The organism is Terasakiella pusilla DSM 6293 (assembly GCF_000688235.1).
GTDB lineage: Bacteria > Pseudomonadota > Alphaproteobacteria > Rhodospirillales > Terasakiellaceae > Terasakiella > Terasakiella pusilla.
This window is the reverse complement of the sequence record NZ_JHYO01000023.1, coordinates 28,124-54,976: the sequence shown is the minus strand read 5'-3', so window position 1 is coordinate 54,976 and position 26,853 is coordinate 28,124. Positions and strand designations below refer to the sequence as shown.

Below are 26,853 nucleotides of genomic sequence, written 5' to 3'. Positions count from 1 at the left end.
CATGAAAAAATACATAGCGTTTATTGACGTTATTAATTATCGCATGGGACGAATTGCGATGTACGGGGTGTTTGCTCTTGTGGGGATTCTGCTCTGGTCATCAATTTCTAAAACATTTTTCCTGCCCTCTCTCTGGACCCTAGAGATGGCGCAATTCACGATGGTGGCCTACTATATTTTAGGTGGGCCATATTCCATCCAGATGGGGTCCAATGTGCGTATGGACCTGCTTTATGGCGGATGGCGAAAGCACACCAGACTATGGGTAGACTGCATTACAGTTTTCTGCCTGATTTTCTATCTTGGCGTCATGTTATATGGCGGTTGGGATAGCACTTCTTACTCGCTGATGTATGGCGAACGCAGCCCGACGGCATGGCGTCCCTACCTCTGGCCAATCAAAGTTATTATGTGTTTCGGTATTTTTATGATGATCATGCAGTGTACATCTGAGCTGTTCAAAGACATCCTGCGTCTGCGCGGGGAGGAAGTCTAATGCCTTATGAAATGATCGCTCTTTTGATGTTCTCTTCCATGATGCTGATGCTTTTAACCGGGCAACGTGTCTTTGGAGCCATTGGTTTTGTCGCTTGTGTTGCCTCCCTGACCCTTTGGGGGACGGGTGGGTCTGACATTCCGTTTGCCGGTGCCATGAAATTGATGAAATGGTATCCGCTGCTGACTCTGCCGATGTTTATTTTCATGGGCTATGTCCTGTCTGAAAGTAAGATCGCGGATGACCTTTACAAGATGTTCCACGTTTGGATGGGCTCGCTGAGTGGCGGCTTGGCAATCGGGACCATTTTGCTGATGGTTTTGATCTCTGCCATGAACGGCCTGTCCGTAGCGGGGATGGCGATTGGGGCTACGATTGCTCTGCCGGAACTGTTGCGTCGGGGGTATGATAAAATCATGGTTACCGGGGTCATTCAGGCGGGATCGAGTTTAGGGATTTTGGTGCCGCCATCTGTGGTGCTGGTTCTCTATGCCATGATCGCGCGTCAGCCTGTGGGCCAGTTGTGGCTTGCGGGTGTGATCCCCGGCCTGATGATGGCGGCAATGTTTGTCATCTATATCGTCATTCGGTGTAAAATCAATCCGAAGCTGGGTCCGGTTCTGGACAAAGCAGACCGCGACATGCCGATGAAAGAAAAGTTGGCGCTGTTGCGTGCAGGTCTACTGCCGTTCGCGATTTTCTTTGCCATGATGATCCCGTTCCTGAACGGTTGGACATCCCTTGTGGAAAGTTCTGCGATCGGGGCGATGGCGGCGTTTCTTGCGGCTGTCTTGAAGGGCCGTATGACAAAGACCGTGTTTGAAAACTCGGTTCGCAATACTCTTGGTATTTCCTGCATGTTTATGTGGATCATTTTGGCAGCCCTTGGTTTTGGGGCGGTCTTTGATGGTCTGGGTGCGGTAAAAGCCATTGAAAACTTGTTTACAGAACAGCTGGGGCTTAGCCCGTGGATGATTTTGATCCTGATGCAGCTCAGCTTTATTCTGATGGGGACGTTTTTGGATGACACAGCCATGCTGGTTATCGTTGCCCCGCTTTATGTGCCGCTTGTTGGTTCCCTTGGTTTTGATCTGGTGTGGTATGGCGTGCTTTACACCATCACAACACAGATTGCCTATATGACACCACCATTTGGCTACAATCTCTTTCTCATGCGGGCCATGGCGCCGCCTGAGATTGGCCTTCGGGATATCTACCGGTCGATCCTGCCATTTGTGTTGGTCATGGCCTTTGCGTTGGCATTGGTAATGGTCTTCCCGCAGATCGCCTTGTGGCTGCCTGATTACATCTATGGAAAATAAGAACTCTGACCCAAGAGCGCCCGTAGAAACTACAAAAAACGACCGTTAGGAGGTTTAACACATGACTACAAGACGTGACTTTATGAAGACTGCCGGTCTTGCCGGTATCGCAGCAGCAGGTACATCGCTTGCGACCCCTGCTATTGCGAAGTCCAAAATCAAATGGCGTTTGCAAACGTATGCGGGTCCGGCTTTGGCTGAACACGTGATCAAACCGGCGATCGACAGCTTCAACAAAATCGCTGGCGATGAAATGGAGATCGAACTGTATTTCGCTGATCAGTTGGTTCCGACCGGCGAATTGTTCCGCGCGATGCAGAAAGGCACTATCGATGCGGTTCAGTCTGATGACGACTCTATGGCATCACCGACTGACGTAACCGTGTTTGGCGGCTACTTCCCGTTTGCCTCTCGTTATTCATTGGATGTGCCGGTGCTGTTTAACCAGTATGGCCTGAAGGAAATCTGGGAAGAAGAATACGCAAAAGTCGGTGTTAAACACATTTCTGCCGGTTCTTGGGATCCTTGCCACTTTGCAACAAAAGATCCGATCAACTCTTTGGCGGACCTAAAAGGCAAGCGCGTCTTTACCTTCCCGACAGCAGGTCGCTTCCTGAGCCAGTTTGGCGTTGTACCGGTAACTCTGCCGTGGGAAGACATCGAGACAGCGGTTCAATCCGGCGAGCTGGATGGCATTGCATGGTCCGGTATCACCGAAGATTACACAGTCGGTTGGGCGGATGTAACCAACTACTTCCTGACCAACAACATCTCCGGTGCGTGGGCGGGTTCCTTCTTTGCCAACATGGATCGTTGGAACGAATTGCCGGCACACCTGCGTGAGCTGCTGACCGTTTGTATGGACCAAAGCCATTATTATCGTCAGTGGTGGTACTGGGGCGGTGAAGCCAGCCTGCGCGTCAATGGTGATAAACTGAAACTGACGTCTATTCCGGATCAGGAATGGGCACAGGTTGAAGAAGCTGCTGTCAAGTTCTGGGACGAAATTGCAGCTGAGTCACCGACCAAAAAGAAAGTTGTCGATATCATCAAGAAGTACAATTCGGACATGCAAAAAGCAGGTCGTCCGTATCGTTACGGCTGATTTGACAACCTTATAAAATAAAACACTAAAATGACAGGAAAGAGGATACCAACCATGCCCGGTAATCTGACATTCGACCAATTAAAAGACCAGGTTTCTCAGGGTATCGTCGATACCGTTCTGGTATGCTTTGTGGATATGCAAGGCCGCTTGATGGGTAAGCGCTACCATGCTCAGAACTTTGTCACCCACTCTTATGAGGAAACCCATTGCTGCAATTATTTGCTGGCAACCGATTTAGAGATGGCGACACCCGATGGATATGCAGCGACAAGCTGGTCGCAAGGTTACGGTGACTATGTCATGAAACCGGACCTTGAGACCATCCGTTCGGTGCCATGGTTGGAAGGAACAGCGATGGTGTTGTGTGATGTCCTTGATCACCACCATCACGAACCCGTATCCCACTCTCCACGTCAAGTGTTGAAGCGTCAGGTCGAACGTATGGAAGCGCTCGGGCTTGAGGTCATGACGGCCACAGAGCTCGAGTTCTTCCTGTTCGAAAAGAGCTTCGAAGAAATCCGTAAAGGCGGTTTCAAAGATTTGGACCCGATCAGCGGATATAATGAAGATTATCATATCTTCCAGACCACCAAAGAAGAAGGCGTGATGCGCCCCATTCGTAACCACCTGTTTGCAGCCGGTATCCCGATTGAAAACTCAAAAGGCGAAGCCGAAGCGGGTCAGGAAGAATTGAATATTCGTTTTGGCAAAGCGCTGGACTGTTCGGACTATCACACCATTGCAAAGCACGCGATTAAAGAGATTGCGTGGCAAAATGGTCATGCCGCAACCTTCCTGCCGAAATGGGATCACCGTCGTGTGGGCAGTTCGTCCCACGTCCACCAGTCCTTGTGGAAAGATGGTAAACCGGCATTTTATGATGAAAATGATCCGCTTGGCATGTCCGACACCATGCGTCATTACATGGCGGGCTTGCTAAAATACGCTGAAGATTACACATACTTCCTTGCGCCCTACGTCAACAGCTACAAACGTTTTGCCAAAGGCACCTTTGCACCGACCAAAACGGTCTGGTCCATTGACAACCGGACAGCGGCTTTCCGCCTGTGCGGGGCCAATACTAAAGGCATCCGTGTTGAGTGTCGTATCGGCGGGTCGGACCTGAACCCGTATTTGGCGATTGCAGCGCAATTGGCTGCGGGTATAAAAGGGCTGGAAGAAAAACTGGAATTGCCTGAAGCAACTCAAGGCGACGTCTATGAAATGGCAAAAGCAAAAGACATCCCAAAAACTTTGCGAGACGCCACAGAAACGTTACGAAATTCCGAAATGTTGAAAGAAGCATTTGGGGAAGACGTAGTTGCACACTACACACGCGCTGCCGAATGGGAACAAGAAGAATTCGACAGTGTTGTCACCGACTGGGAAGTCGCGCGCGGCTTCGAAAGATCCTAATTGAGAAAGGCTATTTAACATGACTGGATCCGCTTCTACTCTGCAATGTATCAGCCCCATCGACGGGTCTGTGTTTGCAGAACGTCCGATCGCCTCCGTAGAAGAGGCGACAAAAGCGATTAGCGCAGCCAAACAGGCACAAAAAGACTGGGCCAAAAAGTCCCTTGAGGACCGTATTGCCCTGGTGCGTGCCGGTGTGGCAAAACTGGGTGAAATGAACGACGAGATCATTCCTCAGATTGCAAAAATGATGGGCCGTCCGGTCCGTTATGGCGGTGAATTTGGCGGTGTCAACGAACGGGCAAGCTATATGGCGGATATCGCCGAAGAAGCTTTGAAACCGATCATCGTTGAAGAAAGCGATGCTTTTGAACGTCGTATCGAACGCGAACCACACGGGGTTGTTCTGGTGATCGCCCCTTGGAACTATCCGTACATGACAGCGATCAACACCGTTGCTCCGGCCCTGATTGCCGGTAACGCTGTGATCCTGAAACATTCCACACAAACCCTGCTGGTCGGGGAACATATGGTGGAAGCTTTTGTTGCAGCCGGTATGCCGAAAGAATTGTTCCAGAACCTCTATCTGGATCACAAGACAACGGAAACCCTGATCAAAGCACGTCACTTCGGTTTCATCAACTTCACCGGTTCTGTCGGTGGTGGTAAAGCGATTGAAACAGCAGCGGCGGGCACCTTTACAGGTGTGGGTCTGGAACTTGGCGGTAAAGATCCGGGCTATGTGATGGAAGATGCCAACGTGGATGCGGCTGTGGATACGCTGATTGACGGGGCGATGTTTAACTCCGGTCAGTGTTGCTGCGGGATTGAGCGTATCTACGTTCATGAATCGCTCTACGACGAGTTCGTGGAAAAAGCGGTCAAGATTGTATCCGGCTACAAGCTGGGCAACCCGCTGGACCAAGACACCACAATGGGCCCAATGGCAAACAAACGTTTTGCTGATGAAGTCCGTGCACAGATCAAAGAGGCGGTTGAGGCGGGCGCCAAGCTGCTGATCGATCCGGCCTTGTTCCCGGCAGATGACGGTACAAACGCGTACCTTGCGCCGCAAATTCTGGTCGATGTCAATCACGACATGAAAGTCATGCGTGAAGAAAGCTTCGGTCCGGTTGTGGGCATCATGAAGGTTAAAAATGATGCAGAAGCCATCGCGTTGATGAACGATTCCGACTTCGGTTTGACCTGTTCTTTGTGGACGGGTGATGAAAACCGTGCGGCTGAAATTGCGCGTGAACTGGAAACAGGGACGGTCTTTATGAACCGTGCAGATTATCTTGATCCGGCGCTGTGCTGGACAGGCTGTAAAGATACAGGTCGCGGCGGTGCATTGTCCGTTATTGGCTTCCATGGCCTGACACGCGTTAAATCCTATCACTTCAAAAAGGCGTTGTAAGAATGACCATTACTGCGAACTGGAGTTACCCGACAGCCATCCGTTTTGGTGCGGGTCGTATTCAAGAACTGGCGGAAGCCTGTCAAGCTGTTGGCATGAAAAAGCCGTTGTTCGTCACCGATGCCGGTCTGGTAAGCCTGCCGATCGTTGCGACAGCACTGGACGTTTTGGAAAAAGGCGGTCTGGGTCGTGCGATGTTCAGCGATGTGTATCCTAACCCGGATGAAGTCAGCCTTGAAAAAGGTCTGAAAATCTATCGTGATGGCGGCCATGACGGCGTTGTTGCTTTTGGCGGCGGTTCTGCCCTGGATCTGGCGAAAATCATCGCCTTTATGTCCGGTCAAACCCGCCCGGTGTGGGACTTTGAAGATATTGGTGATTACTGGACACGCGCTGACGTCAACGGGATTGCACCGATTATCGCTGTCCCGACCACAGCGGGTACAGGGTCTGAAGTGGGCCGCGCAGGGATCCTGACCAATTCTGAAACCCATGTGAAGAAAATCATTTTCCATCCGAAAATGCTGCCTTCTATCGTGATCTGTGATGCGGAACTGACAGTCGGTATGCCGCCGGTGATTACGGCGGGGACAGGTCTGGATGCGTTCATCCACTGTTTCGAAGCTTTCTGTTCACCGTTCTATCACCCGATGTCTCAAGGGATTGCCCTTGAAGGGATGCGTCTGGTGAAAGACAACCTGATGACGGCCTTTAAAGACGGTGGCAACCTTGAAGCCCGCGCCCATATGATGAGTGCGGCTGCAATGGGGGCAACGGCTTTCCAAAAAGGTTTGGGGGGCGTGCATGCGTTGTCTCATCCGTTGGGTGCGGTTTACAACACACCACATGGCATGACAAACGCAATCGCGCTTCCGGCTGTTGTACGTTTCAACCGTCCTGCAATTGAAGACCGTGTTGAACTGCTGGCGGCTTATCTGGGGATCGAAGGGGGCTTTGACGGCTTCTACAACTGGCTGATCGACTTCTCCCGCGCAATGGATGTGCCGGAGAAAATGGCAGCTTTGGGTGTGGATCGTGACCAGATCGACCTGTTGGCCCAAATGGCTGTAGATGACCCAAGCGCAGGCGGGAACCCGATCCCGCTGACCGTTGAGATCACTAAAAAACTATATGAAGAAGTGATCTGATCCGGCGATCATTTCTGATTGGACGAAGGGGGCTTTTCGAAGCTCCCTTTTTCTTTGCACTGTTTGGCGGTGTTGATAAATTCCGCAATGATCGGACGTTCTTTTTGCGAGGCCAGATAGACCAGCGAGGTTTGGAAAATCTGACGTGCATCGCTCAAAGGCAAAGTGGTCAGGCGGCTGTCGTGACCTTTTTCGTGATCGGAGATGAAGCCGATCCCGTTACCTTGGGCAACTGCTTCGCGGATGGCTTCGCGCCCACACAAAGACAAAGTACTTTCCAACGTGACGTCATTTTCCTGAAATAATCGAGTGAAGGCGCGGCGGGTAAGGGAGCCATGTTCGCGGTTGATATAGCTGTAGCCCACAAGGTCTTTGGTGCAGACGTTTTCGTTTTTTGTCAGGTCATGCCCGTTGGGGACAACCACGGAAAGGCCATGCCGCCACAAGGGCAGGCGCATAAAATTTTCATCCTGAATGTCGGTGGTGCCCAGATCAGTGATGACCGCGATATCGACCTTATGTTCCTTCAAAGATTGGCAAGCTTGCAAGGTGTTGCCAAAATCCATGGTGATTTCCACATTGTCAAACGCGGCCTTGAACGGAGTGATGATGTTAAGCGCCGTGACCGGATCGTCCCCGACCAGCCGGATGGTCCCGCCCAACAAGGCACCGGATGATTTCAAAAAATCATCGATATAGGTTTCCTGCTTTAAAAAAACGTGGGTGAGTTCCAACAGCTTTTCACCCTGTTGGGTCAGGGCCAGCCCTTGGGTCGTGCGTTCAAACAGTTTGACGCCATATTCTTTTTCAAGGTTGCGCAGCTGGGTGCTGAGGGCGGGTTGGGTCTGGCCCATCTTTTGCGCTGCCTTTGAGACTGACTTTTCAAGGGCGACTTCATGGAACGCGCGGATTTGGGTGTAACGCATGACTTTGCCTAGCTTTTAAAATCGAGAAGTTAAAGGTAACGGCGTTGAGGAAGCCTTGTATATAAATTTTTTTTATAGGGGTGAAAAAATAGCTGATTTGTTAAGCTGTTTGCATCGGGGCATTGTGGGCAGGCGAAAGTTTCCCTTTTTCGTTTGTTCTCTTTTCTCTTTCTGTTACTTCCTTAAAAGGCTGACCCGATGACGTTTGAAGTATTGATGATGGTGTTGCTGTCTGCGGCGATCCATCCGTTTTGGAACTTGCTGGTAAAACGCGAAAATTGTCCTGAACGGACCTATTTTCTGTTGTCGCTTGGGTCGTTGTGTCTTGCTCTCCTTCATGCGCTGATTATGGGCTATGACCTGTCCGTCCCCCCTGAAGCTTATGGACCGATTGCTTTATCCGTTGTGGGGCAGTTGATTTATGGGTTTGCCTTGGTTGCGACCTATCAAAAAGGCGATATTTCGATTTATTATCCCATTATTCGGGCGTCACCGTTGTTTGTGATTGCGGCAAGTTTTCTGGTGTTCGGCAAGGTGTATGACTGGTGGGTGATCCTCGGCATTTTGATTGTGCTGGCAGGCGGGGCCATGTTGGCGATCCAACCGGGTAAAGCGGTGGGGCTGGACGGTAAAACTTTATTGCTTGCGGTGCTGGCCATGTGTGGTACGGGCATTTATTCCATGGCGGATGGCGCGGCGACGCAGGTGATCGAAAGTCCGGTGCTGTTTTTTTATGTGCAGATTAGTTTTGCCGTGATCTATGGCACTGTTATGCGATTGCGGGGCAAATTTCATTTTTCTGCCATGTTTTTACCGATGGAATTTCCCTCTATCCGGCGATCATTGATGGCATCTAGTCTGGTGTATGCATCTTATCTATTGATCCTGCTGGCCTATGCGCAGGGGGGAGATATCGCGTTGGTGACTACGGTTCGTCAAATCTCTATCCCCTTATCGGTGCTGATGGGCGGCATGATGTTGAAGGAAAAAGGCATGTTGCCGCGTTTTCTCGCCTCCGGTGTGTTAAGTGCGGGGATCGCGATTGCGCTGGTCCATTAAGTATAAATAAAAGTGATAGTGATCATGATTTTATTCGATTTGATTTATGCCTGATGGGGCGGCACTGTGAGGTGAGCTTAAACACAGTCTGGGATTAAATCGGATGAATAAAACATATGATGTCGTGATCATTGGCGGGGGATTGCTGGGCTGTACCTCGGCCTATTATCTGTGCAAAAATACCGACCTGAATGTTGCCTTGATTGAACGCGGCATGTTGGGGATGCAAACTTCCAGCCTCGCGGCTTCGCTTGTGACGCGGGGGCGCGCCACCCGACCGTTGATCGATTTATGCGTTGAAACGTTTGAGGCTGTCTCCGAACTGGAAGATTTGTTGGGGGACAAGCTGGATTTCAACCATGTGGGCAGTATGCATGTGGCGCAATCGGTGGAAAGTGCAACGGCAATTGCCAAGCAGACAGAGATGCTGCGCCAGATGGGCGATCATCCGGTTGAACTGACCATCGATCAAGCCAGGGAAAAGGTGCCGTGGCTGAGCATTGATCAGGTGGACTACATCGTTTTTAACCCGAAAGATGGCTTCATTGATCCCTATCGGTTGTGCGCAGCCTATATGCAAGGGGCCAAGGCCAGCGGCAATCTGGATGTTTATCAATCAACCGAGGTGTTGGAACTGGTCAAAGATGGTGCAAAAGTCACAACGATTAAAACCGATCAAGGGGATTTTGTCGCCGATCAGATTGTGGTGGCCGCGGGGCCGTGGATCAATACTTTGTTACAGCCTTTGGGCAGTGGCGCAGCGATGGCGCCGGTACGCAGTCATTACTGGATCACGGCAACAGATCCGCTGTATCCGGTCACCTCACCGGTTGTGATTTTGCCGGAAGCCAAAGCCTATGCCCGTCCCGAAGTCGGCGGGCTGCTGTTTGGCTTGCGTGATCAGGTGAGTAAATGGGCCCATCCCACCGACCTGCCCAATTCCTTACAGGGGTTTAGTTTTGATGAGGATTATGAAGGCTGGACAGCACTGGAAGAGGCGGTCGAGCCTTTTCTGGAAGTCTGTCCCAGCATTGGGAAGGTGGATATCCATCACTATATCAGCGGTCCGTCAGGTTACACACCGGATGGCAAGCATGTGATCGGCAAAGCGCCCCATCTGTCCAATGTCTTTTTGGCCTCGGGCTGTTGTGGGGCTGGGGTTGCGATCTCCGGCGGGGTGGGGCAATCCATCCATGATCTCGTGACGGGGCAGACCCCGCGCATTGATTTAACCGACTTTGCGCCGGATCGTTTTGGGGATTTTGATCCGTATGATGAAGCTTTCCTGACGCAATGTGCGGCATCACGATCGCAGAAGAAAGCTGGTTAAAGGGAGGGGATGCGATGACGATCAATCTGTCGCAATTGAAAGCCTTTGTCTCGGTTGCGAGTGTCGGCAGTTTTACCAAAGCAGCGCGGACATTGAATTTGTCGCAATCCAACCTGTCCATGCAGGTGGCAACCCTTGAAAAAAGCTATAACATCAAGCTTTTGGAACGAAAGAAAGGCGAAGTCCGCCCGACTGCATTGGGGCGCGACCTCGCCGATATTGGCAAGCAGATTTTTAGCCTACAGGATCAGGCGGCAGAACTGGTTAAAAATGCCAATGCGCTGGATAAAGGGACCTTGCGCATTGGCTGCGACAGTCCGGTTACGGTCTTTCCCTATCTTGCGCGGTTTAAAGAACAATATCCCAATGTGGAGGTGAGCCTGTATTTAGGGTCCGCCCACGAAGTCTTGGTGGCCTTGAAAGCTTGTAAAATCGATATCGCTTTAATGTCAGAACAGGTCGATGAAACTCAGTTTATTGCCAAGCCCTTGAAGCAGTCTTCCCTTGGGTGTGTCTGTCCTATTGATCATCCTTTTGCGAAAAAAAAGAAGATCACATTTGCGGATCTGGATGGTGAAAAACTGGTCATGCGGATGGTTGGCTCACAGACCAGAGCTGTCTTTGATGCCGCGAGCAAGCTCGCTGATTTCACCCCCACCATCGCTTTGGAAGTATCCTCGCGCGAAGGAGTCATGGAAGGCGTGCGCCATGGTTTTGGGGTTGGTCTGGTCTGGCAGAACGAATTTAATGATGATCCCCGTTTAAAAGCGATACCACTCGGTGTAGATGGTGGCAATCTTACGATCTCTCAGGTTGTGGGTCGGGAGCGAGAAAATCGCGGAATTCTGCGGGCTTTCGTTGATTTTTTAGAAAAATGACTGTTATCATAATGAAGGTAGTCAATGTATAAGTTTGACTTATTCATATCATATGAATTGTTAATTTGACTTATTTTATACTGAATGAGTTAATCAAAGATAGGAGCAACAGGTGTTGCTTTGCTCATAGGAGAAGAAGTTAATTTGTTTCATCAGGGTAAAGCCATTGTTGTTGTTCCAACTAGGGAAGATAGAGAACGATCAAATAGTCTTATAAGGACTTCAACTACTGGGATTTAAAAATGAAACTTTCGAATTGTATTAAAGTGCTGATGGGCGCGACTTTCATGCTCGGCTGCGCGCAGATGGCTGAGGCCAAAACCAAACTGACAGTCTATACCGCCATCGAGCCGGAAGAACTGCACGGGTTTAAACAGGCCTTCGAAAAAGAAAACAGTGATATTGACCTGCAATGGGTCCGTGATTCAACTGGCATTATCACAGCCAAACTGCTGGCAGAGAAAGACAATACAAAAGCCGATATCGTCTGGGGCGTGGCCGCAACCAGTCTTTTGATGTTGAAAGACATCAATATGTTGGAAGCTTATTCCCCTAAAGGCGTCGACAGTTTAAACAAAAAATTCCTCGACAAAGATGCAACCCCGTCTTGGGTTGGTCAACGCGCTTGGGTCGCCTCGCTCTGTTATAACATTTATGAAGCGAAAAAACACAACCTGCCGCAGCCGACGTCTTGGGCGGACCTGCTTGATCCGGTTTATAAAGGTCATCTCGTGATGCCGAACCCGGCGTCCTCCGGTACAGGCTTCCTTGACGTATCTTCGTGGATGCAGATCATGGGCGAAGATAAAGCTTGGGAATTTATGGACGGCCTGCACGAAAACATCGGCGTTTACACGCACTCTGGCTCCAAGCCGTGTAAAATGGCTGCAAAAGGCGAGTTCCCCATCGGTATTTCCTTTGCCTATAAAGGCGCGCAGCTGAAAAGCAAAGGTGCCCCGATTGAAGTGATCGCACCGAAAGAAGGTCTCGGATGGGATGTGGAAGCTTTTGGCATCATCAAATCTTCTGAAAACAAGGAAGCTGCAAAACGTTTCGCTGACTGGTCTGTGACCAAAGAGGCTAACGTAATTTATAACAAAGGCTATGCTGTTGTTGCCTTGGACGGTGTTGCACAACCGGTGAAAAACTATCCGGAAGAAGCAATGGGTCTGATGATTGACAACGACTTCCTGTGGGCGGCTGCAAACCGTACGCGTATTCTTAAAGAATGGGAAACACGCTACGGGACAAAATCAGAAGCCAAGTAATCTGAGATGACCGAGTTTGTCGGGCCGTTCCATTTGTCGAGGTGATACGGCCCGATATCCTCTTCTTTACTCTAGCCTTTTTTACAGAGTAGGAGCCCCTGTTATGACAGGTATGATTAAAAAACCACAAGGAAGTGACGTTCAGCCCATGGCCTATCTGGAAATCAATAATGTCACAAAAAGATTTGGGGATTTCGTTGCCCTTGATGATGTTTCTTTGACGGTGAATGAAGGCGAATTTGTTTGCTTTCTCGGTCCGTCCGGTTGCGGCAAAACAACGTTGCTGCGTGCGATTGCCGGCTTGGACTTTCAATCCGAAGGCCGTCTTGTTCACAATAAAAAAGATATCTCGCATTTGCCACCGGTGCAGCGCGATTTTGGGATTGTGTTTCAGTCCTACGCTCTGTTTCCAAATCTGACGGTCGCCCAAAATATTTCATATGGGCTGTCGGTGCGTGAAATGGGGCGCGATAAAGTCGAAGCCCGTGTGCGCGAACTTCTGGAAACCGTTGGTTTGCAGGACTCATATAATAAATATCCCACCGCCTTATCCGGTGGGCAGCAGCAACGTATTGCACTCGCGCGGGCCTTGGCGAACAAGCCGGGGTTGTTGTTGCTGGATGAACCGCTGAGTGCCCTTGATGCCAAGGTACGCATTAAGCTGCGTCACGAAATGAAAGAACTGCAACGCAACTTGGGTATCACAACCATTATGGTGACCCATGATCAGGAAGAAGCCCTGTCGCTGGCAGATCGTATCGTGGTGATGAACCACGGGATCATTGAACAGATCGGCAGCCCGCTTGAGATTTATCGCAATCCGGCAAGCGCTTATGTTGCTGACTTTATCGGGGACATGAATTTTCTGGATGCAGAAGTCCTCACGGATAACCAGATTACCATCGGCAACTACACGCTGGATGTGGATCAGCAGGTCAAGCATTTGCCGAAGGGCGAAAAAGTCACCGTCTGTATCCGTCCCGAAGATGTGATGGTGCGTAATGTAACGGCAGACACGGCCAATGTGCTGGATGTGGAAGTGCTGGACGTGGAGTTTCTGGGATCGTTTTACCGGGCGATCTTGAGCTGTCACGGGATGGGCGGTGATATGGAAATTTCAGCTAATTTCTCCATAAACCTGATGCGTGATCATGCGTTGTCCCTTGGCGATCACATCAAGATCGCTTTGCCGAAAAAACGCTCGCGGGTGTTTTCCGGCGATAAGCAAGCGCGATAGGGGGAGGCAGCATGAATACAGCAACAACAACCACCTATCACAATCACCGTTCGACGTTTCGCCAACGCCTAAGCCATCTGGGTAAAGAAGATATCATTATGCTGATTGCCCTGATTGGCATCAGCTTGTCCATGTTGGTCGCAATCATTTTTCCGTTGTTTGGGATGTTTTCCAAAAGCTTTCAAAACAACAGCGGGGACTGGGTTGGCCTTGGCAATTTTATTGAATATTTCAGTTCTCCCGGTCTCGTCGGCTCCATCAGCAATAGTATCTGGGTTTCTTTGCTGACAACCGTGATTACGGGGTTGGCCGCATTTGTATATGCTTATGCGCTGACCCGGTCTTGTATGCCGGGTAAAAAGATTTTCCGTGCGCTTTCCAGTATTCCGATCCTCGCGCCGTCTTTGTTGCCAGCGATTTCGCTGGTTTACCTTTTGGGTAATCAGGGCTTGATCCGCGAGATTTTGATGGGCGAAAGCGTCTATGGTCCCATCGGGATTGTAATCGGGATGTGTTTTTACATCTTCCCGCACATTCTGATGATTATGATCACCGCCCTTTCCACGTCTGATGCGCGCCTGTATGAAGCGGCAGAGGTCTTGGGCGCAGGTCCGGTACGGATCTTCTTTACCGTGACGTTGCCGGGGGCGCGTTATGGCTTGATCAGTGCGGCGTTTGTGGCCTTTACCCTTGCGATTACGGATTTTGGTATTCCGAAGGTGATCGGTGGAAACTTTAATGTCTTGGCGACCGATATCTACAAGCAGGTTGTCGGGCAGCAAAACTTTTCCATTGGTGCCGTGGTCGGGATGATCCTGCTTATACCTGCGTTGGTGTCCTTTGCGGTGGATCGTCATGTCCGCAAAAAACAGACAGCGCAAATGTCGGCACGATCTGAGCCTTATCGCCCGAAACCGCACAAGCTGCGCGATGGGTTGCTCTTTGCTTTCTGTACGATGGTTGCGTTGTTTTTGCTGACCATTATCGGCACGGCGGCCTTTTCCTCGTTGGTGAAGTTTTGGCCTTATGAGATGTCTTTAACCTTGCAGCATTATGACTTCAACGCCAATGATCCAAACGGCTGGGCGCCTTTCTTCAACAGTTTGACCCTGTCAGCTGTGACGGCTGTAGTCGGGACGTTGATGATCTTCTTCGGCGCGTATTTCGTAGAGAAGACCAAGCAGTTTGCGTTGATCCGAAGTCTGGTTCAGGTCATGGCGATGGTGCCAATGGCGGTGCCGGGGATGGTTCTGGGGTTGGCCTATGTGTTCTTTTTCAACGCACCGGGCAATCCGTTAAACGGTATTTACGGGACGATGGTTATCCTGGGATTAAGTACCATTGCGCACTTTTATACCGTTAGTCACTTAACCTTGACGACGGCGTTGAAGCAGATTGATGGGGAATTTGAAGCGGTTTCCGCCTCGCTTAAGGCGCCGTTTTACAAGACGGTGGCGCGGGTACATTTTCCGATTTGCTTGCCGGCAATCTCGGATGTGGCGATTTATCTGTTCGTTAACTCCATGACGACGGTGTCGGCGGTGGTGTTCTTGTACGCACCGGATACCAAGCTTGCTTCCATCTCTGTGTTGAACATGGATGACGTGGGTGATCAGGCCCCGGCGGCCGCCATGGCGATGATGATTGTCATGACCTCTATCGCCGTTAAGACACTGCATGTCTTTATCACCAAAGGCATTAACGCACGAACGAGTGCGTGGAAAAACGCCTCGCGATAGCGACCGTGTTGAAGTCCGCCCCGTGGCTTGCACATGGGGCGGCATATCCTCAAATAATAAAAATATGTATCACCAACCAGAAAGGAATTTTCTATGGGAGCGGGTACACTCGGTTTGCTAAACCTTATTGGCGGGGTCGCTGTCCTGCTATGGGGATTGCGTATGGTCCGCACCGGTGCCATGCGTGCCTTGGGAGGCAACCTTCGAACAGCGATTAAAAAATCAACACGCAATCGCTTTCTGGCCCTGATTACCGGGGCGGGCATGACGGCGATGGTGCAGTCCAGCACCGCTGTTGTTCTGTTAATCTCGTCTTTTGCCAGTCGAGGCATGATTGCGACGGGGCCAGCCTTGGCGACGGTCTTGGGCGCAGATGTCGGCACCACGGTTGTTGCGCAAGTGTTGAGCTTTGATCTGAGTTTTTTAAGTCCGCTGTGTGCGGTTTCCGGTCTGGTCTTGCATATGACGTCTACGACCAAGTTGATGAAAAATCTGGGACGCGTGTTGCTGGGTTTGGCATTGATGCTGATCGCCTTGTCACAAATCGTTGCGGCCTCCAGCCCGATGCGGGAGTCGGAATTGATCCATCAATTGATCAACGCGTTGCAAGATGAACTGTTGCTGGCGATGATTATTGCCGCCGTCATGACATGGCTGTCCCATTCCAGTTTGGCGATGGTGTTGCTGGTGATGTCTTTGTCAGGTTCGGGCGATATCCCGTTGGATTTGGCGCTTGTGCTTGTGCTGGGTATCAATATCGGCGGCACTCTGCCTGCTTTGTCCGCCACCTTGGGCGGGGAAGTTGAGGGACGTTGGGTGGCGGTTGGCAATCTATTGTTCCGTTTAAGTGGCGGGTTGATGGCCTTTCCTTTGTTGGACTATGTCGCACCTTATCTGGCAGAATTTGAAGCCGCCCCCACGCGCCAGATCGCAAATTTCCATATGTTCTTCAATATCACTTTGGCGATCACTTTCATCTTCTTTACGGATGCGATGGCGCGGTTTGTGGAACGGTTGATCAGTAAGCCGCTGGTAGACCTGAACTCCCCTGACATGCCGCTAAAGCCGATTTATTTGACCAATGACTACGCCGATAGTGTCACGCATGGCCTTAACAATGCCTCGCGTGAGGCATTGCGCATGGGCGATGTGGTGCATCGCATGATGGTCCTGAGCATTGATGCGTTTAAAAACAATGATCCGATGGTGATCAAGACCATTGCACGACTGGATGATGATGTGGATCGCCTGAATGAAGCGATCAAGTTTTATGTCACGGACCTAAGCCGATCTAAGATGTCATTGGATGATAGTGAACGCTGTATGACCATCGTTAATTTTGTCACAAATCTGGAACATATTGGCGATTTGATTGACCGTAACCTGATGGAACTGGCCCAACAAAAACAGAAGAAAGGGCTTAAATTTTCCAAGGAAGGTGAAGACGAAATTGACATCTTGCATGATCGCTTGATTGCAAACCTGCAACTGTCGCTCAATCTGTTTTTAACGCAGGATGAAGCGCAGGCAGAACAGCTGTTAAGCGAGAAACGATCCTTCCGTGAGGCGCAGATCGAGGCAACGCAACTGCATCTGGTGCGCTTGCAGGACGGCAAGGTGGAAAGTATGGAGACAAGTTCGATCCATATGGACCTGTTGCGGGACTTTAAACAGATCAACTCGCATATCACGGCCTTGTCCTATTCTATCCTAGAAAATGATGGCGGGGCGGTGATGCTTCTGGAAAACAGTCCGGCTTAAAAACCGGACTGCCTTTTCCTGACTTTTAAAGGTCGTCGTTGATATGCTCGTCTACAGATTTAAGGAAGGCACTGATTAAACGCAGGTGCTTTCTTTCCTTCAGGTAGACGAGATATTCTTCCATCTCCATCGTAATGCCGGTGATGGGTAGGGCTTTGAGGCGGCTGTCATAGCCAAACTCTGGCCCGGATACCAAGCCGATGCCGATACCTGCGGCCACTGCTTCACGGTTGGCCTCGCGCCCTTCCGCGATCATCACGATCTTGGCGCGGATGTGTTTTTTCAGGAAGATATCTTCGATGCGTCGCCGCGTGGTTGAGCCTTTTTCACGAAAGACAAGCGGTTGTTCGTTCAGGTCCTGTACACGGATGGATTCGCGATCCGCCCAAGGGTGATCTTTGGGGACGAAACAGACGATCGGGTCGCGGCGCAAAGGGATATAGGCAACGGTGCTATCTTCCGGCTTGGTGGCGAGCACCCCGATATCGGCGCTGTAATCATGCAATTGACGCAAGACGGTATCAGAATTTCCGCGCTTGAGCGAAATTTCAATCCCCGGATATTCCTTGCGAAAGGCCGAGATCATTTTGATCACGTGCAAAGGGGCATCGGCTGCAATGTTTAAAAAGCCGGTGCGTAGCTGCTTACTTTCCGACAAGAGCTCGATGGCTTCCGATTCAATGGCGAACATGCGCCGTGTGACCACAAGCAACTGTTCCCCCAACTCGGTGGGGCGCACCGTGCGCTTGTGGCGATGAAATAACAAAACGCCGAAATATTCTTCCAGTTTACGGACCTGATCAGAGATCGCGGGCTGGGTGAGACATAATTGTTCCGCTGCTTTGGAAAACCCCCCGTGGGTCGCAACAGCATGGAAGGCGCGCAGTTGAACGTAATGCATAACTTGTACCTATACCAAATATAGAAATTAACGATTTGATTTATGTTAGGGCTGGGCGTTTTATCTGTCAAGACAGGGATGCATGCCAAGGGTGTCATCCGATTTACAAAAATAAAATGAATGGAGATGGACATGTTAATCGGTGTTCCAAAAGAGATTAAAAACCACGAATATCGCGTCGGTCTGACGCCCAGCTCAGTGCGCGAGCTGGTGACAAATGGGCACAAGGTACAGGTGGAAACCCAAGCCGGTAGCGGCATTGGCTGTGAGGATGAGGATTACATCACAGCCGGTGCCCAGATGGTCGATACCGCCGCAGAAATTTTTGCAACGTCGGAGATGATCGTCAAAGTCAAAGAGCCCCAGAAGGTAGAATATGAGCAACTGAGTGAAGACCAGTTGCTCTTTACATATCTGCACCTTGCCCCCGACCCGGACCAGACTAAAGGGTTGGTCAATTCCGGGGCGACTTGTATTGCCTATGAAACCATCACCGATGCCAATGGGGGGTTGCCTTTGCTTGCCCCCATGTCGGAAGTGGCGGGGCGGATGTCCATTCAGGTAGGCGCGGCAGTTTTACAGAAAGCTAATGGCGGATGCGGTATGTTGCTGGGGGGTGTGCCGGGTGTCTTGCCTGCAAAAGTCGTTGTGATTGGCGGCGGTGTGGTTGGCACCAATGCGGCGCGCATGGCCTTGGGGCTGGGCGCGGATGTGACCATTCTGGATAAAAACCTGAAACGTCTTGCCTATCTGGATGATGTGTTTGGCCCGCGCCTCAAGACCCAATATGCCACGGTCGATGCCACAGAAAGTCTGGTCTATGACGCTGATTTGGTAATCGGGGCGGTGTTGGTGCCCGGCGCTGCTGCGCCCAAGTTGATCAAACGCAGCCAGCTTTCGTCCATGAAGGCAGGATCGGTGATTTGTGACGTAGCCATCGATCAGGGCGGTTGTTTTGAAACATCGAAGGCAACAACCCATGCGGACCCGACTTATATCATCGATGATGTGGTGCATTATTGTGTGGCCAATATGCCGGGGGCGGTTGCGCGTACATCCACCTTTGCGCTGAACAATGCCACACTGCCGTTCACGCTGGCCTTGGCAAACAAGGGCTGGAAACGGGCTTGTGCAGAGGATGCCCATTTGATGGCGGGTCTGAATGTGCAGGGCGGCAAGGTAACATACGAGGCCGTGGCCCGTGATCTTGGCTATGACTTTGCGAACCCCCAAAATTTAATCGCTGCGTAAAAGCCGCAGCCTCCCCAACGGGCATCCTTTGTCGAAGGGGTGCCCGTTCTTTTGATTTTAAAAGAAGGATCGTACCATGGATGGTCAAACCGAACAGATGTCCGCCCCCGCCCAGTCAGAAGGCGAAGTCAACTTTTCTCCGCGCAGACGAAAATGGAGTGCAGATAATCACGGCGCGCAAACAAAAGCGTTGTTGGAACGTGATGCCAAATATTTTCTGCATCAATCCGTCTCCACCCCTTGTCTGTCTGCGGTCAGAAAGGCCGAAGGCGTCTATCTGGAAGATTACGACGGGCGGCGTTACATGGACTTTCATGGCAACAATGTGCATCACATCGGCTACGGTCATCCTGATTTAAAAAAGGCGATTATTCAGCAAATGGACGAGTTGCCGTTTGCGCCGCGGCGTTTTTCGTGTGATCCGGCGGTGGATCTGGCGGAAAAGATCGCCACTATCGCACCGGGCGATCTTAGCAAAGTCTTGTTCACCACAGGTGGGTCGGATGCGAATGAAGTCGCCATGAAGGTGGCGCGTGCTAAGACCGGGCGGTTTAAGACGATTTCCTTTTGGGATTCCTTTCACGGGGCCGGATTTGGCGCTTCCAGTGTCGGTGGGGAACAGTTGTTTCGCGGCGGTCCCATCGGGCCGTTGCTGCCGGGGTCGGAACATGTCGCCCCGTTTGGCTGTTATCGCTGTGTCTATGGGCATCAATGTGATGATCAGGGCCAGCCTGATCTGGATAAATGCGGCTTGGCCTGCGCCAATATGGTCAAATATGTGCTGGAAAAAGAAGGCGATGTGGCAGCCGTGATTGCAGAACCTGCCCGCGCGGTTCCTTACCTGCCGCCTAAGGGGTTTTGGCAAGCGGTGCGCAAAGCCTGTCACGAGGCCGGTGCCTTGTTGATTTTCGATGAAATCCCGACAGGTCTGGGCAAGACGGGCAAGTTTTTTGCCTGTGATCATGATGAAGTGGTGCCGGATATTCTGGTCATGGGCAAGGCCTTGGGCGGCGGTATTCTGCCGATTGCAGCGGCGGTCTGTCATCCCGATCTGGATGTGGCGGGGGAATATGCCTTTGGACATTACACCCATGAGAAAAACCCCGTCACCACACGCGCGGCCCTGACGACGATTGAGATTATCGAGCGGGAAAATCTGGTGGAAAATGCCGCCACCGTCGGCGGGCATGGGCTTAAGCGCCTGATGGATATGAAGGACAAATATCAACTGATCGGGGATGTGCGTGGGCGCGGCATGTTGTTTGGCTGCGAGCTAGTGCTGGATCGTGCGGAAAAAACGCCCGCCAATGATGCGGCGGAAGAGATTTTGTACCGCGCACTTGATGACGGCCTCAGTTTCAAAATCTCCATGGGCAGTGTGCTGACCTTCACCCCGCCGCTGATCACGACGTTAGAACAAATGGACTGGGCGATGGATGTGATTGAACGCGCAATTGCCGAGATCAACACGCGCCTGTTTGGATAGGAGGGCAGGATGACTGCATTAAGTATCAACATTAACAAAATCGCCTTGCTGCGCAACCAGCGGGAAAACGATGTGATTGATCTGGCGGATTATGCCATCCAAGCGCTGGAGGCAGGGGCGGACGGGATCACCGTTCACCCCCGCCCGGATGAACGCCATGTGCGCTTTGATGATTTACCTGTGTTGGCAGAGGTGATCAAAACCTATCGTCAGAAACGCTCTGTGGAGTTGAATGTGGAAGGCTATCCGTCCGAAGCGTTTCTGGAACATGTGCTGAAGATTGCCCCTGACCAAGTGACCTTGGTGCCCGACCCGCCAGAAGCCAAGACATCGGAGTTTGGCTGGAATGTGGCGCAAAATGCCGCCTTTTTGACAGAGGTGATTGGACGGCTAAAAGCCCACGGCTGTCGCGTCAGCCTGTTTTTGGATCCGGATAGCAGCCAGCTTTCGCCTGCCGCTGAGGTCGGGGTCGATTGTGTGGAACTGCATACAGGCGATTTTGCCCAAGCTTACGTGCAGGGCAGGGCGCAGGATGAGGTTCATCGCTATGTGCAGGTGGCTTTGCTGGCGAGGTCTTATGGTCTAAAGGTCAATGCAGGACATGACCTGAATAAATCGAACCTTAAGTTCCTGACCAGCCATATCCCGTGGCTGCATGAAGTGTCCATTGGGCATGCCCTGATTGCGGATTGTCTGTCTATGGGCATGGTCAATTGTGTAAGGGCTTACAAGGGAAAAATGCGCCGTAGCATGATACAGGCAGCCAAGTCTGCTTAATATAAGTTTTAGTTATCGAATACATATAAATTAACGATTTGAGTAATGGTGTGAAAACGTCATATTCATACGTACAGGGAAACGGCGCTAGCCGAAGTCAACAACGCACTAACTGAGGTTTTTGATATGACTCAGAATAATCAAGCAACTACCAATCCTTTGGCTAATTTAAAACCGATCGGGGAAGAACCCTTTCTGTTAACACCCGGTCCATTGACCACCTCTATGCGCACAAAAGAAGCCATGCTGCGCGACTGGGGCTCATGGGATGGGGACTTTAAGGCGGTCACGGCTGACATTTGTCGCCGTCTTGTCGATATGTGCGAGGGGGGCGATGAATATGATTGTGTCCCCATGCAGGGCAGCGGCAGCTTTTCTGTCGAAGCGGCGCTGGCAAGCTTTATCCCACGCGATGGCAAGGCCTTGGTCCTGATGAACGGGGCTTATGGTCAACGCGCAGTCAAGACGCTGGACTATTTGGGGCGCAGCTACGTTAAGCTGGACAAGGGCGATTATCTGCCCGCGATGCCAAGTGAAGTGGCGCAAATTCTGGATAATGATGCAGACATTACCCATGTGGTGATCGTCCATTGCGAAACCAGCTCCGGCATTTTAAACCCGTTGCAAGCCATATCCGACGTGGTGATGGCAAAAGGGCGCAAACTAATCGTCGACTCTATGAGTGCCTTTGGTGCGGTGCATCTGTCGGTCAAGGATATCCCGTTTGAATGTATGGTGTCGTCGGCCAACAAATGTATCGAAGGGGTACCGGGCTTCGGCTTCATCCTTGCGAAAAAGTCGGCTTTGGAAGCCGCGAAAGGCAACAGCCATTCTTTATGTCTGGATGTGCATGACCAATGGGCCGCGATGAAAAAGACCGGACAATGGCGCTTTACGCCACCAACGCATACGGTTGTCGCCTTCCTTGAAGCCTTGTTGCAACACGAAGAAGCAGGCGGTGTGCCGGGACGATTTGCGCGCTATGACAATAACCGCCAAGTCCTGATTTCAGGGATGCGCGAGCTGGGGTTTGAAACCCTGCTGGAAGATCGCTGGTTGTCGCCCATCATTACGACGTTTTTCTGCCCGGCAGATACGAACTTTGATTTCCAGACTTTTTATGACGAGATCAAAGAGCGTGGCTACATCATTTATCCCGGCAAGTTGACCGTGGTTGATAGCTTCCGCGTGGGATGTATCGGGCAACTGGATGCGGACAATATGCGCGGCGTGCTGAGCGCGATTAAGGGCGCGTGCGAAAAAATGGGCGTGAGCGACTGTTCTCCGCCGCCAGCGGCGCTGGAACAACGCAAACTGCAAAATCAGCTGGCTGCTGAATAAAACAAGCTACCTTACGTATTCTATAAATGACAAAGGATGATTTCATGTCAATCGACTCAAAAACTGTTGTGGTAAATGATCGTGTCTACGCCTGGCCGAAACAATCGGTTGTGGTTGTCTGCGTGGATGGATGTGAGCCAGCATATATTGAGCAAGCCATCAGTGATGGCATCATGCCTTATCTTGCAAAAGCCCTGAAAAATGGCACCGATGCCCGCGCCGATTGCGTGGTGCCCAGTTTTACAAACCCGAACAACCTGTCCATCGTGACGGGCCAACCGCCCCGCGTCCATGGGATTTGCGGTAACTATTTTTACGATCAGGATCAGGATGCGGAAGTCATGATGAATGACCCTAAATTCCTGCGTGCCCCGACCATCTTTAAAAAGTTTTTTGAGGAAGGGGCGAAGATCGCGGTTGTGACAGCAAAAGACAAACTGCGCCGCCTGTTGGGCCACGGCCTGACGTTTGAAGAAGGCCGCGCGATTTGCTTTTCCTCTGAAAAATCAAACGAAACAACGTTGGCGGAAAACGGTATTGAAGATGCATCTAGCTGGATTGGTCGTGACGTGCCCTCTGTCTATTCTGCGGAGTTGAGCGAGTTTATCTTTGCTTGCGGTGTCAAGTTGATGGACGAATTTCAGCCCGATCTGATGTATTTGTCTACGACCGATTACATCCAGCACAAACATGCACCGGGCACACCTGTTGCCAACGAGTTTTATGCCATGCTGGACAAATATCTGGCGCAACTGGATGAGCGCGGGGCCGTCATTGCCCTGACCGCGGACCACGGCATGAAGCCAAAGCATGATGATGCGGGGGAACCGGATGTGATCTTCCTGCAAGATGTGATGGACGAATGGTTGGGCAAAGATGTTGCTCGTGTGATCCTGCCGATTACCGACCCTTATGTGGTGCACCACGGTGCGCTGGGATCTTTCGCAACTGCCTATATCCCGGAAGAAGTCCGCGCGGAAACCATCGCTAAACTTGCGAAAATGGACGGTATCATGCATGCCCTGTCGCGCGCAGAAGGCTGCGAGAAGTTTGAGCTGCCGGAAGATCGCACAGGTGACGTGATCCTTGTCTCCACAGCCGATAAGGTGCTGGGCACCAGTGCGGATCGCCACGACCTGTCTGCGTTAAAAGAGCCACTACGTTCCCACGGGGGGGTGTCTGAACAGCGCGTGCCGTTGCTGCTTAATCGCGCGACACCAAACTTGGAAGGTGATCGTAACCTTCGCAACTTCGATGCATTTGATCTTGCTCTCAACTATGCGCAAACCAGCTAAGCCGTAAAGGATATGACATGAACCAGATAGATAATTTTCCGGTCCGCCATGAAGCCATGCGCATCGCGGGGGAGAAAGTGGTCACAGAAGATCGTATTGATGTGGTCAGCCCTTATTCCGGTGCCTTGGTCGGCACCATCCCCAAGGGGCAGGTGGAAGATGTGCGCCGTGCCTTTAAGGTGGCCGCAAACTATCAATCCAAACTGACCCGCCACGAACGCTATGAGATCTTGCAAAAAACAGCAGATATCTTGGTGGCGCGTAAGGATGAAATTTCCGACATCATTACGGCGGAAGCCGGATTGTGTAAGAAAGATTCCCTCTACGAAGTAGGTCGTGCCTATGATGTGTTTAGCCTGTCGGCGCGCATTTGTACGCAGGACGATGGGGAGATTTTCTCGTGCGATATCACCCCACACGGTAAAAAACGCAAAATCTTTACGGTGCGCGAACCCTTGCGTGCAATCAGTGCGATCACGCCTTTTAACCACCCGCTCAACCAAGTGGCCCATAAGGTCGCCCCGTCCATTGCGACCAACAACTGCATGGTCTTAAAGCCAACGGAAAAAACACCGCTGACGGCCCTGAAGCTTGCAGATATTCTCTATGAAGCGGGATTGCCGCCTGAGATGTTTCAGGTTGTCACCGGCGCCCCGCAAGATATCGCGGATGAGATGCTGGTGAACGAAGATGTGGACTTGGTGACCTTTACCGGCGGCGTGCCGATCGGCAAATATATTGCGGAGAAAGCAGGCTATAAACGCAAAATTCTGGAACTGGGCGGCAACGATCCGTTGATCGTCCTGGCTGATGCGGACCTTGAAAAGGCAGCGGATTTGGCGGTTGCCGGATCGTTTAAAAACTCCGGTCAGCGTTGCACAGCGGTCAAGCGTATCATTGTGCTGGATGAAATTGCAGACGCTTTTTCTGCCCTTGTGGTCGAAAAAACCAAAAAACTGCGCTACGGTAACCCCATGGACCCGGACAATGACATGGGCACTGTGATCAATGAGCAATCAGCGATCCTGTTCCAAGACCGGGTTAATGATGCGGTCGCAAAAGGCGCGAAGTTGCTGTATGGCAACGAACGCAATGGCGCGCTTTATTCCCCGACCGTGGTGGATCATGTGCCGTTTGATTGTGAGTTGGTGCGTGAAGAAACGTTTGGCCCGGTCGCCCCGATCATCCGCTGCAAATCGGTGGATGAAATTATCGAGGTGTCTAACTCCACTGCTTTCGGTCTGTCTTCAGGTGTCTGTACCGATCATTGGCCAACGATCCAGCGTTTTATCCGTGAACTGAATGTCGGCACGGTGAATATCTGGGAAGTGCCGGGCTATCGGATCGAAATGTCGCCCTTTGGCGGGATCAAGGACTCCGGCCTTGGCTATAAAGAAGGGGTGCTGGAAGCCATGAAGAGCTTTACCAACCTCAAGACTTATTCCTTGCCATGGGAATAAAAAGGGACAGGAAAAACTGACCCTTGCCTTAAAAGAAGTCTCTTCGATAAATCGAGGGGGCTTCTTTTCGCGTTTATAAGATGGAAAGTGAAACATGTCGGATATCGTAAAAATCACCAAACGCACACAGCTTCAAAGCGGCTATTACCCCCTCTTGCAGACAAGCTATCGTTTTCAAAAATTTGATGGCACGTGGTCACACGAGATCGTGCGCGAAACCGTGCAGCGCGGTGATGTGGTCTGTGTGTTGCCGTATGATCCTGCCCAACAGTGTTTTATTCTGATTGAACAACTGCGCATCGCGGCTGTTTTGGAAGCAGAACGCAACGGACGGCTCGCAACAGGTCGCGTGATTGAGGCGGTATCGGGCTGCATCGATGACGGTGAAAGTCCGGAGCAGGCGGCCAGGCGGGAGTTGCATGAAGAAAGCGGATTAATCGCGCGCGAGATGATTGATCTGGGAAGTGTGCTGACAAATCCGGGCATGTGTGATGAGCGATTATATTTTTACATCGCGCTTGTAGAGGCACCGATGGGGGAGGGCACATTTGGCATAGCAGAAGAAGGCGAAGATATTCGCCTGCAGTATTTTGAACAATCGGCCTTGGAGACACTTTTAAGCGGGGGGCGGATTGATAAAGCGGGAGCCTTGTTGCTGCTCTATAAATTTAGGGCGTATTTAAACCGCTAAAAAGACGCTTCGATGGCAAAGCGATGACGCAAATAAGTCAAAAAAGGAGAAGGGCACCAGTGTATGTAGGGGAGATTTCTTTCAGCAGAGAGTTCTAGGGAGCTGAAGCAATCGGTGCCCTTCTCAAGTAACAGCGTTAGGGTTAGTTTATCTCGATCGCGCTTTGGATGACAAATCCGTCATTTGGCGGATATCTGTTGGAAATAATTTCCTTCATTTCGTCACGGTCTATTGCCTGAATAAGGATGAATTGACCATCGGCCCATTGTTCAGAAAAGAACTCATGTTCATGATTTTCTTTGATTTTTGCGCGTACATCCGTGTTGTAGATATGTACTTTAAAAATCTTGTTCGGCCCTTCGAAATGATAATGTTCCATCAGACACCCACCTTGATTGCGTTATCGATGGGGATACTTTAGGGCGGTTTTTTATATCTGTAAAATCGTTAATATTGTTACTTTGTATAAGTTTGATTTATTTAAAATGCGGTCTATTTATGTATAAACAATATCTATACATAATATCTAAAAAATCGATTTAATCT

General features: G+C 50.9%; 23 protein-coding genes. 20 read left to right on the top strand and 3 right to left on the bottom strand.

All coding sequences use genetic code 11. The annotated features are described in order from the left end of the window. Position 1: 1 nt before the first annotated feature. From Q397_RS0114850 to Q397_RS0114825, 6 genes are all read left to right on the top strand, one after another. Positions 2 to 496 (top strand): TRAP transporter small permease subunit, encoded by a 495-nt coding sequence (locus tag Q397_RS0114850; RefSeq protein WP_038014165.1) that lies wholly within the window; start codon positions 2 to 4, stop codon positions 494 to 496. Next, entirely contained in the window at positions 496 to 1,818 is a 1,323-nt protein-coding gene (locus tag Q397_RS0114845) for a TRAP transporter large permease (protein WP_028880093.1), read from the top strand. The genes Q397_RS0114850 and Q397_RS0114845 overlap by 1 nt, the downstream gene beginning before the upstream one ends. Positions 1,819 to 1,879: 61 nt before the next feature. Further along, entirely contained in the window at positions 1,880 to 2,923 is a 1,044-nt protein-coding gene (locus Q397_RS0114840) for a TRAP transporter substrate-binding protein (protein ID WP_028880092.1), read from the top strand. A gap of 54 nt (positions 2,924 to 2,977) precedes the next feature. Next, complete coding sequence (locus tag Q397_RS0114835; RefSeq protein ID WP_028880091.1) at positions 2,978 to 4,342, top strand: glutamine synthetase family protein; 1,365 nt, start codon at positions 2,978 to 2,980, stop codon at positions 4,340 to 4,342. A 19-nt stretch (positions 4,343 to 4,361) separates the two neighbouring features. Then, the gene (locus Q397_RS0114830; protein WP_028880090.1) at positions 4,362 to 5,759 is read left to right on the top strand and encodes an aldehyde dehydrogenase family protein; all 1,398 of its coding nucleotides are present in this window, start codon (positions 4,362 to 4,364) and stop codon (positions 5,757 to 5,759) included. A 2-nt stretch (positions 5,760 to 5,761) separates the two neighbouring features. After that, positions 5,762 to 6,907 carry an iron-containing alcohol dehydrogenase gene (locus Q397_RS0114825; RefSeq protein WP_028880089.1) on the top strand — a complete coding sequence of 382 codons (1,146 nt, stop codon included), beginning with the start codon at positions 5,762 to 5,764 and terminating at the stop codon, positions 6,905 to 6,907. A gap of 8 nt (positions 6,908 to 6,915) precedes the next feature. On the opposite strand, the gene Q397_RS0114820 is transcribed toward Q397_RS0114825, so the two are convergent. Then, the gene (locus tag Q397_RS0114820; protein WP_028880088.1) at positions 6,916 to 7,833 is read right to left on the bottom strand and encodes a LysR substrate-binding domain-containing protein; all 918 of its coding nucleotides are present in this window, start codon (positions 7,831 to 7,833) and stop codon (positions 6,916 to 6,918) included. A 198-nt stretch (positions 7,834 to 8,031) separates the two neighbouring features. Between Q397_RS0114820 and Q397_RS0114815 the strand changes: the two genes are divergently transcribed. From Q397_RS0114815 to Q397_RS22785, 7 genes are all read left to right on the top strand, one after another. After that, positions 8,032 to 8,892, top strand: a complete 861-nt coding sequence (locus tag Q397_RS0114815) for a DMT family transporter (protein WP_028880087.1) — start codon at positions 8,032 to 8,034, stop codon at positions 8,890 to 8,892. A gap of 103 nt (positions 8,893 to 8,995) precedes the next feature. After that, on the top strand, positions 8,996 to 10,222 hold the full coding sequence (locus tag Q397_RS0114810) for an NAD(P)/FAD-dependent oxidoreductase (protein WP_028880086.1): 1,227 nt from the start codon (positions 8,996 to 8,998) through the stop codon (positions 10,220 to 10,222). A 14-nt stretch (positions 10,223 to 10,236) separates the two neighbouring features. Beyond that, entirely contained in the window at positions 10,237 to 11,100 is an 864-nt protein-coding gene (locus tag Q397_RS0114805; protein WP_038014163.1) for a LysR substrate-binding domain-containing protein, read from the top strand. Between the two features lie 242 nt (positions 11,101 to 11,342). Beyond that, a complete protein-coding gene (locus Q397_RS0114800) occupies positions 11,343 to 12,368 on the top strand; it encodes a putative 2-aminoethylphosphonate ABC transporter substrate-binding protein (RefSeq protein WP_028880084.1) in 1,026 nt (341 codons plus the stop codon). A 103-nt stretch (positions 12,369 to 12,471) separates the two neighbouring features. Continuing rightward, positions 12,472 to 13,605: a putative 2-aminoethylphosphonate ABC transporter ATP-binding protein gene (locus Q397_RS0114795; protein ID WP_205618835.1), complete on the top strand. Its 1,134-nt coding sequence runs from the start codon at positions 12,472 to 12,474 to the stop codon at positions 13,603 to 13,605. 11 nt (positions 13,606 to 13,616) lie between these two features. Beyond that, positions 13,617 to 15,344, top strand: a complete 1,728-nt coding sequence (locus Q397_RS0114790; RefSeq protein ID WP_028880082.1) for a putative 2-aminoethylphosphonate ABC transporter permease subunit — start codon at positions 13,617 to 13,619, stop codon at positions 15,342 to 15,344. A gap of 93 nt (positions 15,345 to 15,437) precedes the next feature. Then, positions 15,438 to 17,105 carry a Na/Pi cotransporter family protein gene (locus Q397_RS22785; protein ID WP_051610092.1) on the top strand — a complete coding sequence of 556 codons (1,668 nt, stop codon included), beginning with the start codon at positions 15,438 to 15,440 and terminating at the stop codon, positions 17,103 to 17,105. 25 nt (positions 17,106 to 17,130) lie between these two features. Here the strand turns inward: Q397_RS22785 and Q397_RS0114780 are convergent, their stop codons facing one another. Next, a complete protein-coding gene (locus tag Q397_RS0114780) occupies positions 17,131 to 18,006 on the bottom strand; it encodes a LysR substrate-binding domain-containing protein (RefSeq protein ID WP_028880081.1) in 876 nt (291 codons plus the stop codon). Between the two features lie 132 nt (positions 18,007 to 18,138). Between Q397_RS0114780 and ald the strand changes: the two genes are divergently transcribed. From ald to Q397_RS0114745, 7 genes are all read left to right on the top strand, one after another. Next, positions 18,139 to 19,257 (top strand): alanine dehydrogenase, encoded by a 1,119-nt coding sequence (gene ald, locus Q397_RS0114775; protein WP_028880080.1) that lies wholly within the window; start codon positions 18,139 to 18,141, stop codon positions 19,255 to 19,257. A 76-nt stretch (positions 19,258 to 19,333) separates the two neighbouring features. Then, positions 19,334 to 20,743: a (R)-1-hydroxy-2-aminoethylphosphonate ammonia-lyase gene (gene pbfA / locus Q397_RS0114770; protein WP_240475080.1), complete on the top strand. Its 1,410-nt coding sequence runs from the start codon at positions 19,334 to 19,336 to the stop codon at positions 20,741 to 20,743. Between the two features lie 9 nt (positions 20,744 to 20,752). Next, positions 20,753 to 21,520, top strand: coding sequence for a pyridoxine 5'-phosphate synthase (locus Q397_RS0114765; protein ID WP_028880078.1), 768 nt, complete (start codon positions 20,753 to 20,755; stop codon positions 21,518 to 21,520). 126 nt (positions 21,521 to 21,646) lie between these two features. Further along, positions 21,647 to 22,861 carry a 2-aminoethylphosphonate--pyruvate transaminase gene (locus tag Q397_RS0114760; protein WP_038014160.1) on the top strand — a complete coding sequence of 405 codons (1,215 nt, stop codon included), beginning with the start codon at positions 21,647 to 21,649 and terminating at the stop codon, positions 22,859 to 22,861. 44 nt (positions 22,862 to 22,905) lie between these two features. After that, positions 22,906 to 24,156, top strand: a complete 1,251-nt coding sequence (gene phnA / locus Q397_RS0114755; RefSeq protein ID WP_028880076.1) for a phosphonoacetate hydrolase — start codon at positions 22,906 to 22,908, stop codon at positions 24,154 to 24,156. Positions 24,157 to 24,173: 17 nt separating this feature from the next. Beyond that, complete coding sequence (phnY, locus tag Q397_RS0114750) at positions 24,174 to 25,616, top strand: phosphonoacetaldehyde dehydrogenase (RefSeq protein ID WP_028880075.1); 1,443 nt, start codon at positions 24,174 to 24,176, stop codon at positions 25,614 to 25,616. Positions 25,617 to 25,710: 94 nt separating this feature from the next. Continuing rightward, a complete protein-coding gene (locus tag Q397_RS0114745; RefSeq protein ID WP_028880074.1) occupies positions 25,711 to 26,307 on the top strand; it encodes an NUDIX domain-containing protein in 597 nt (198 codons plus the stop codon). A 142-nt stretch (positions 26,308 to 26,449) separates the two neighbouring features. Here the strand turns inward: Q397_RS0114745 and Q397_RS0114740 are convergent, their stop codons facing one another. Then, positions 26,450 to 26,686 carry a hypothetical protein gene (locus Q397_RS0114740; protein ID WP_028880073.1) on the bottom strand — a complete coding sequence of 79 codons (237 nt, stop codon included), beginning with the start codon at positions 26,684 to 26,686 and terminating at the stop codon, positions 26,450 to 26,452. Positions 26,687 to 26,853: the final 167 nt, after the last annotated feature.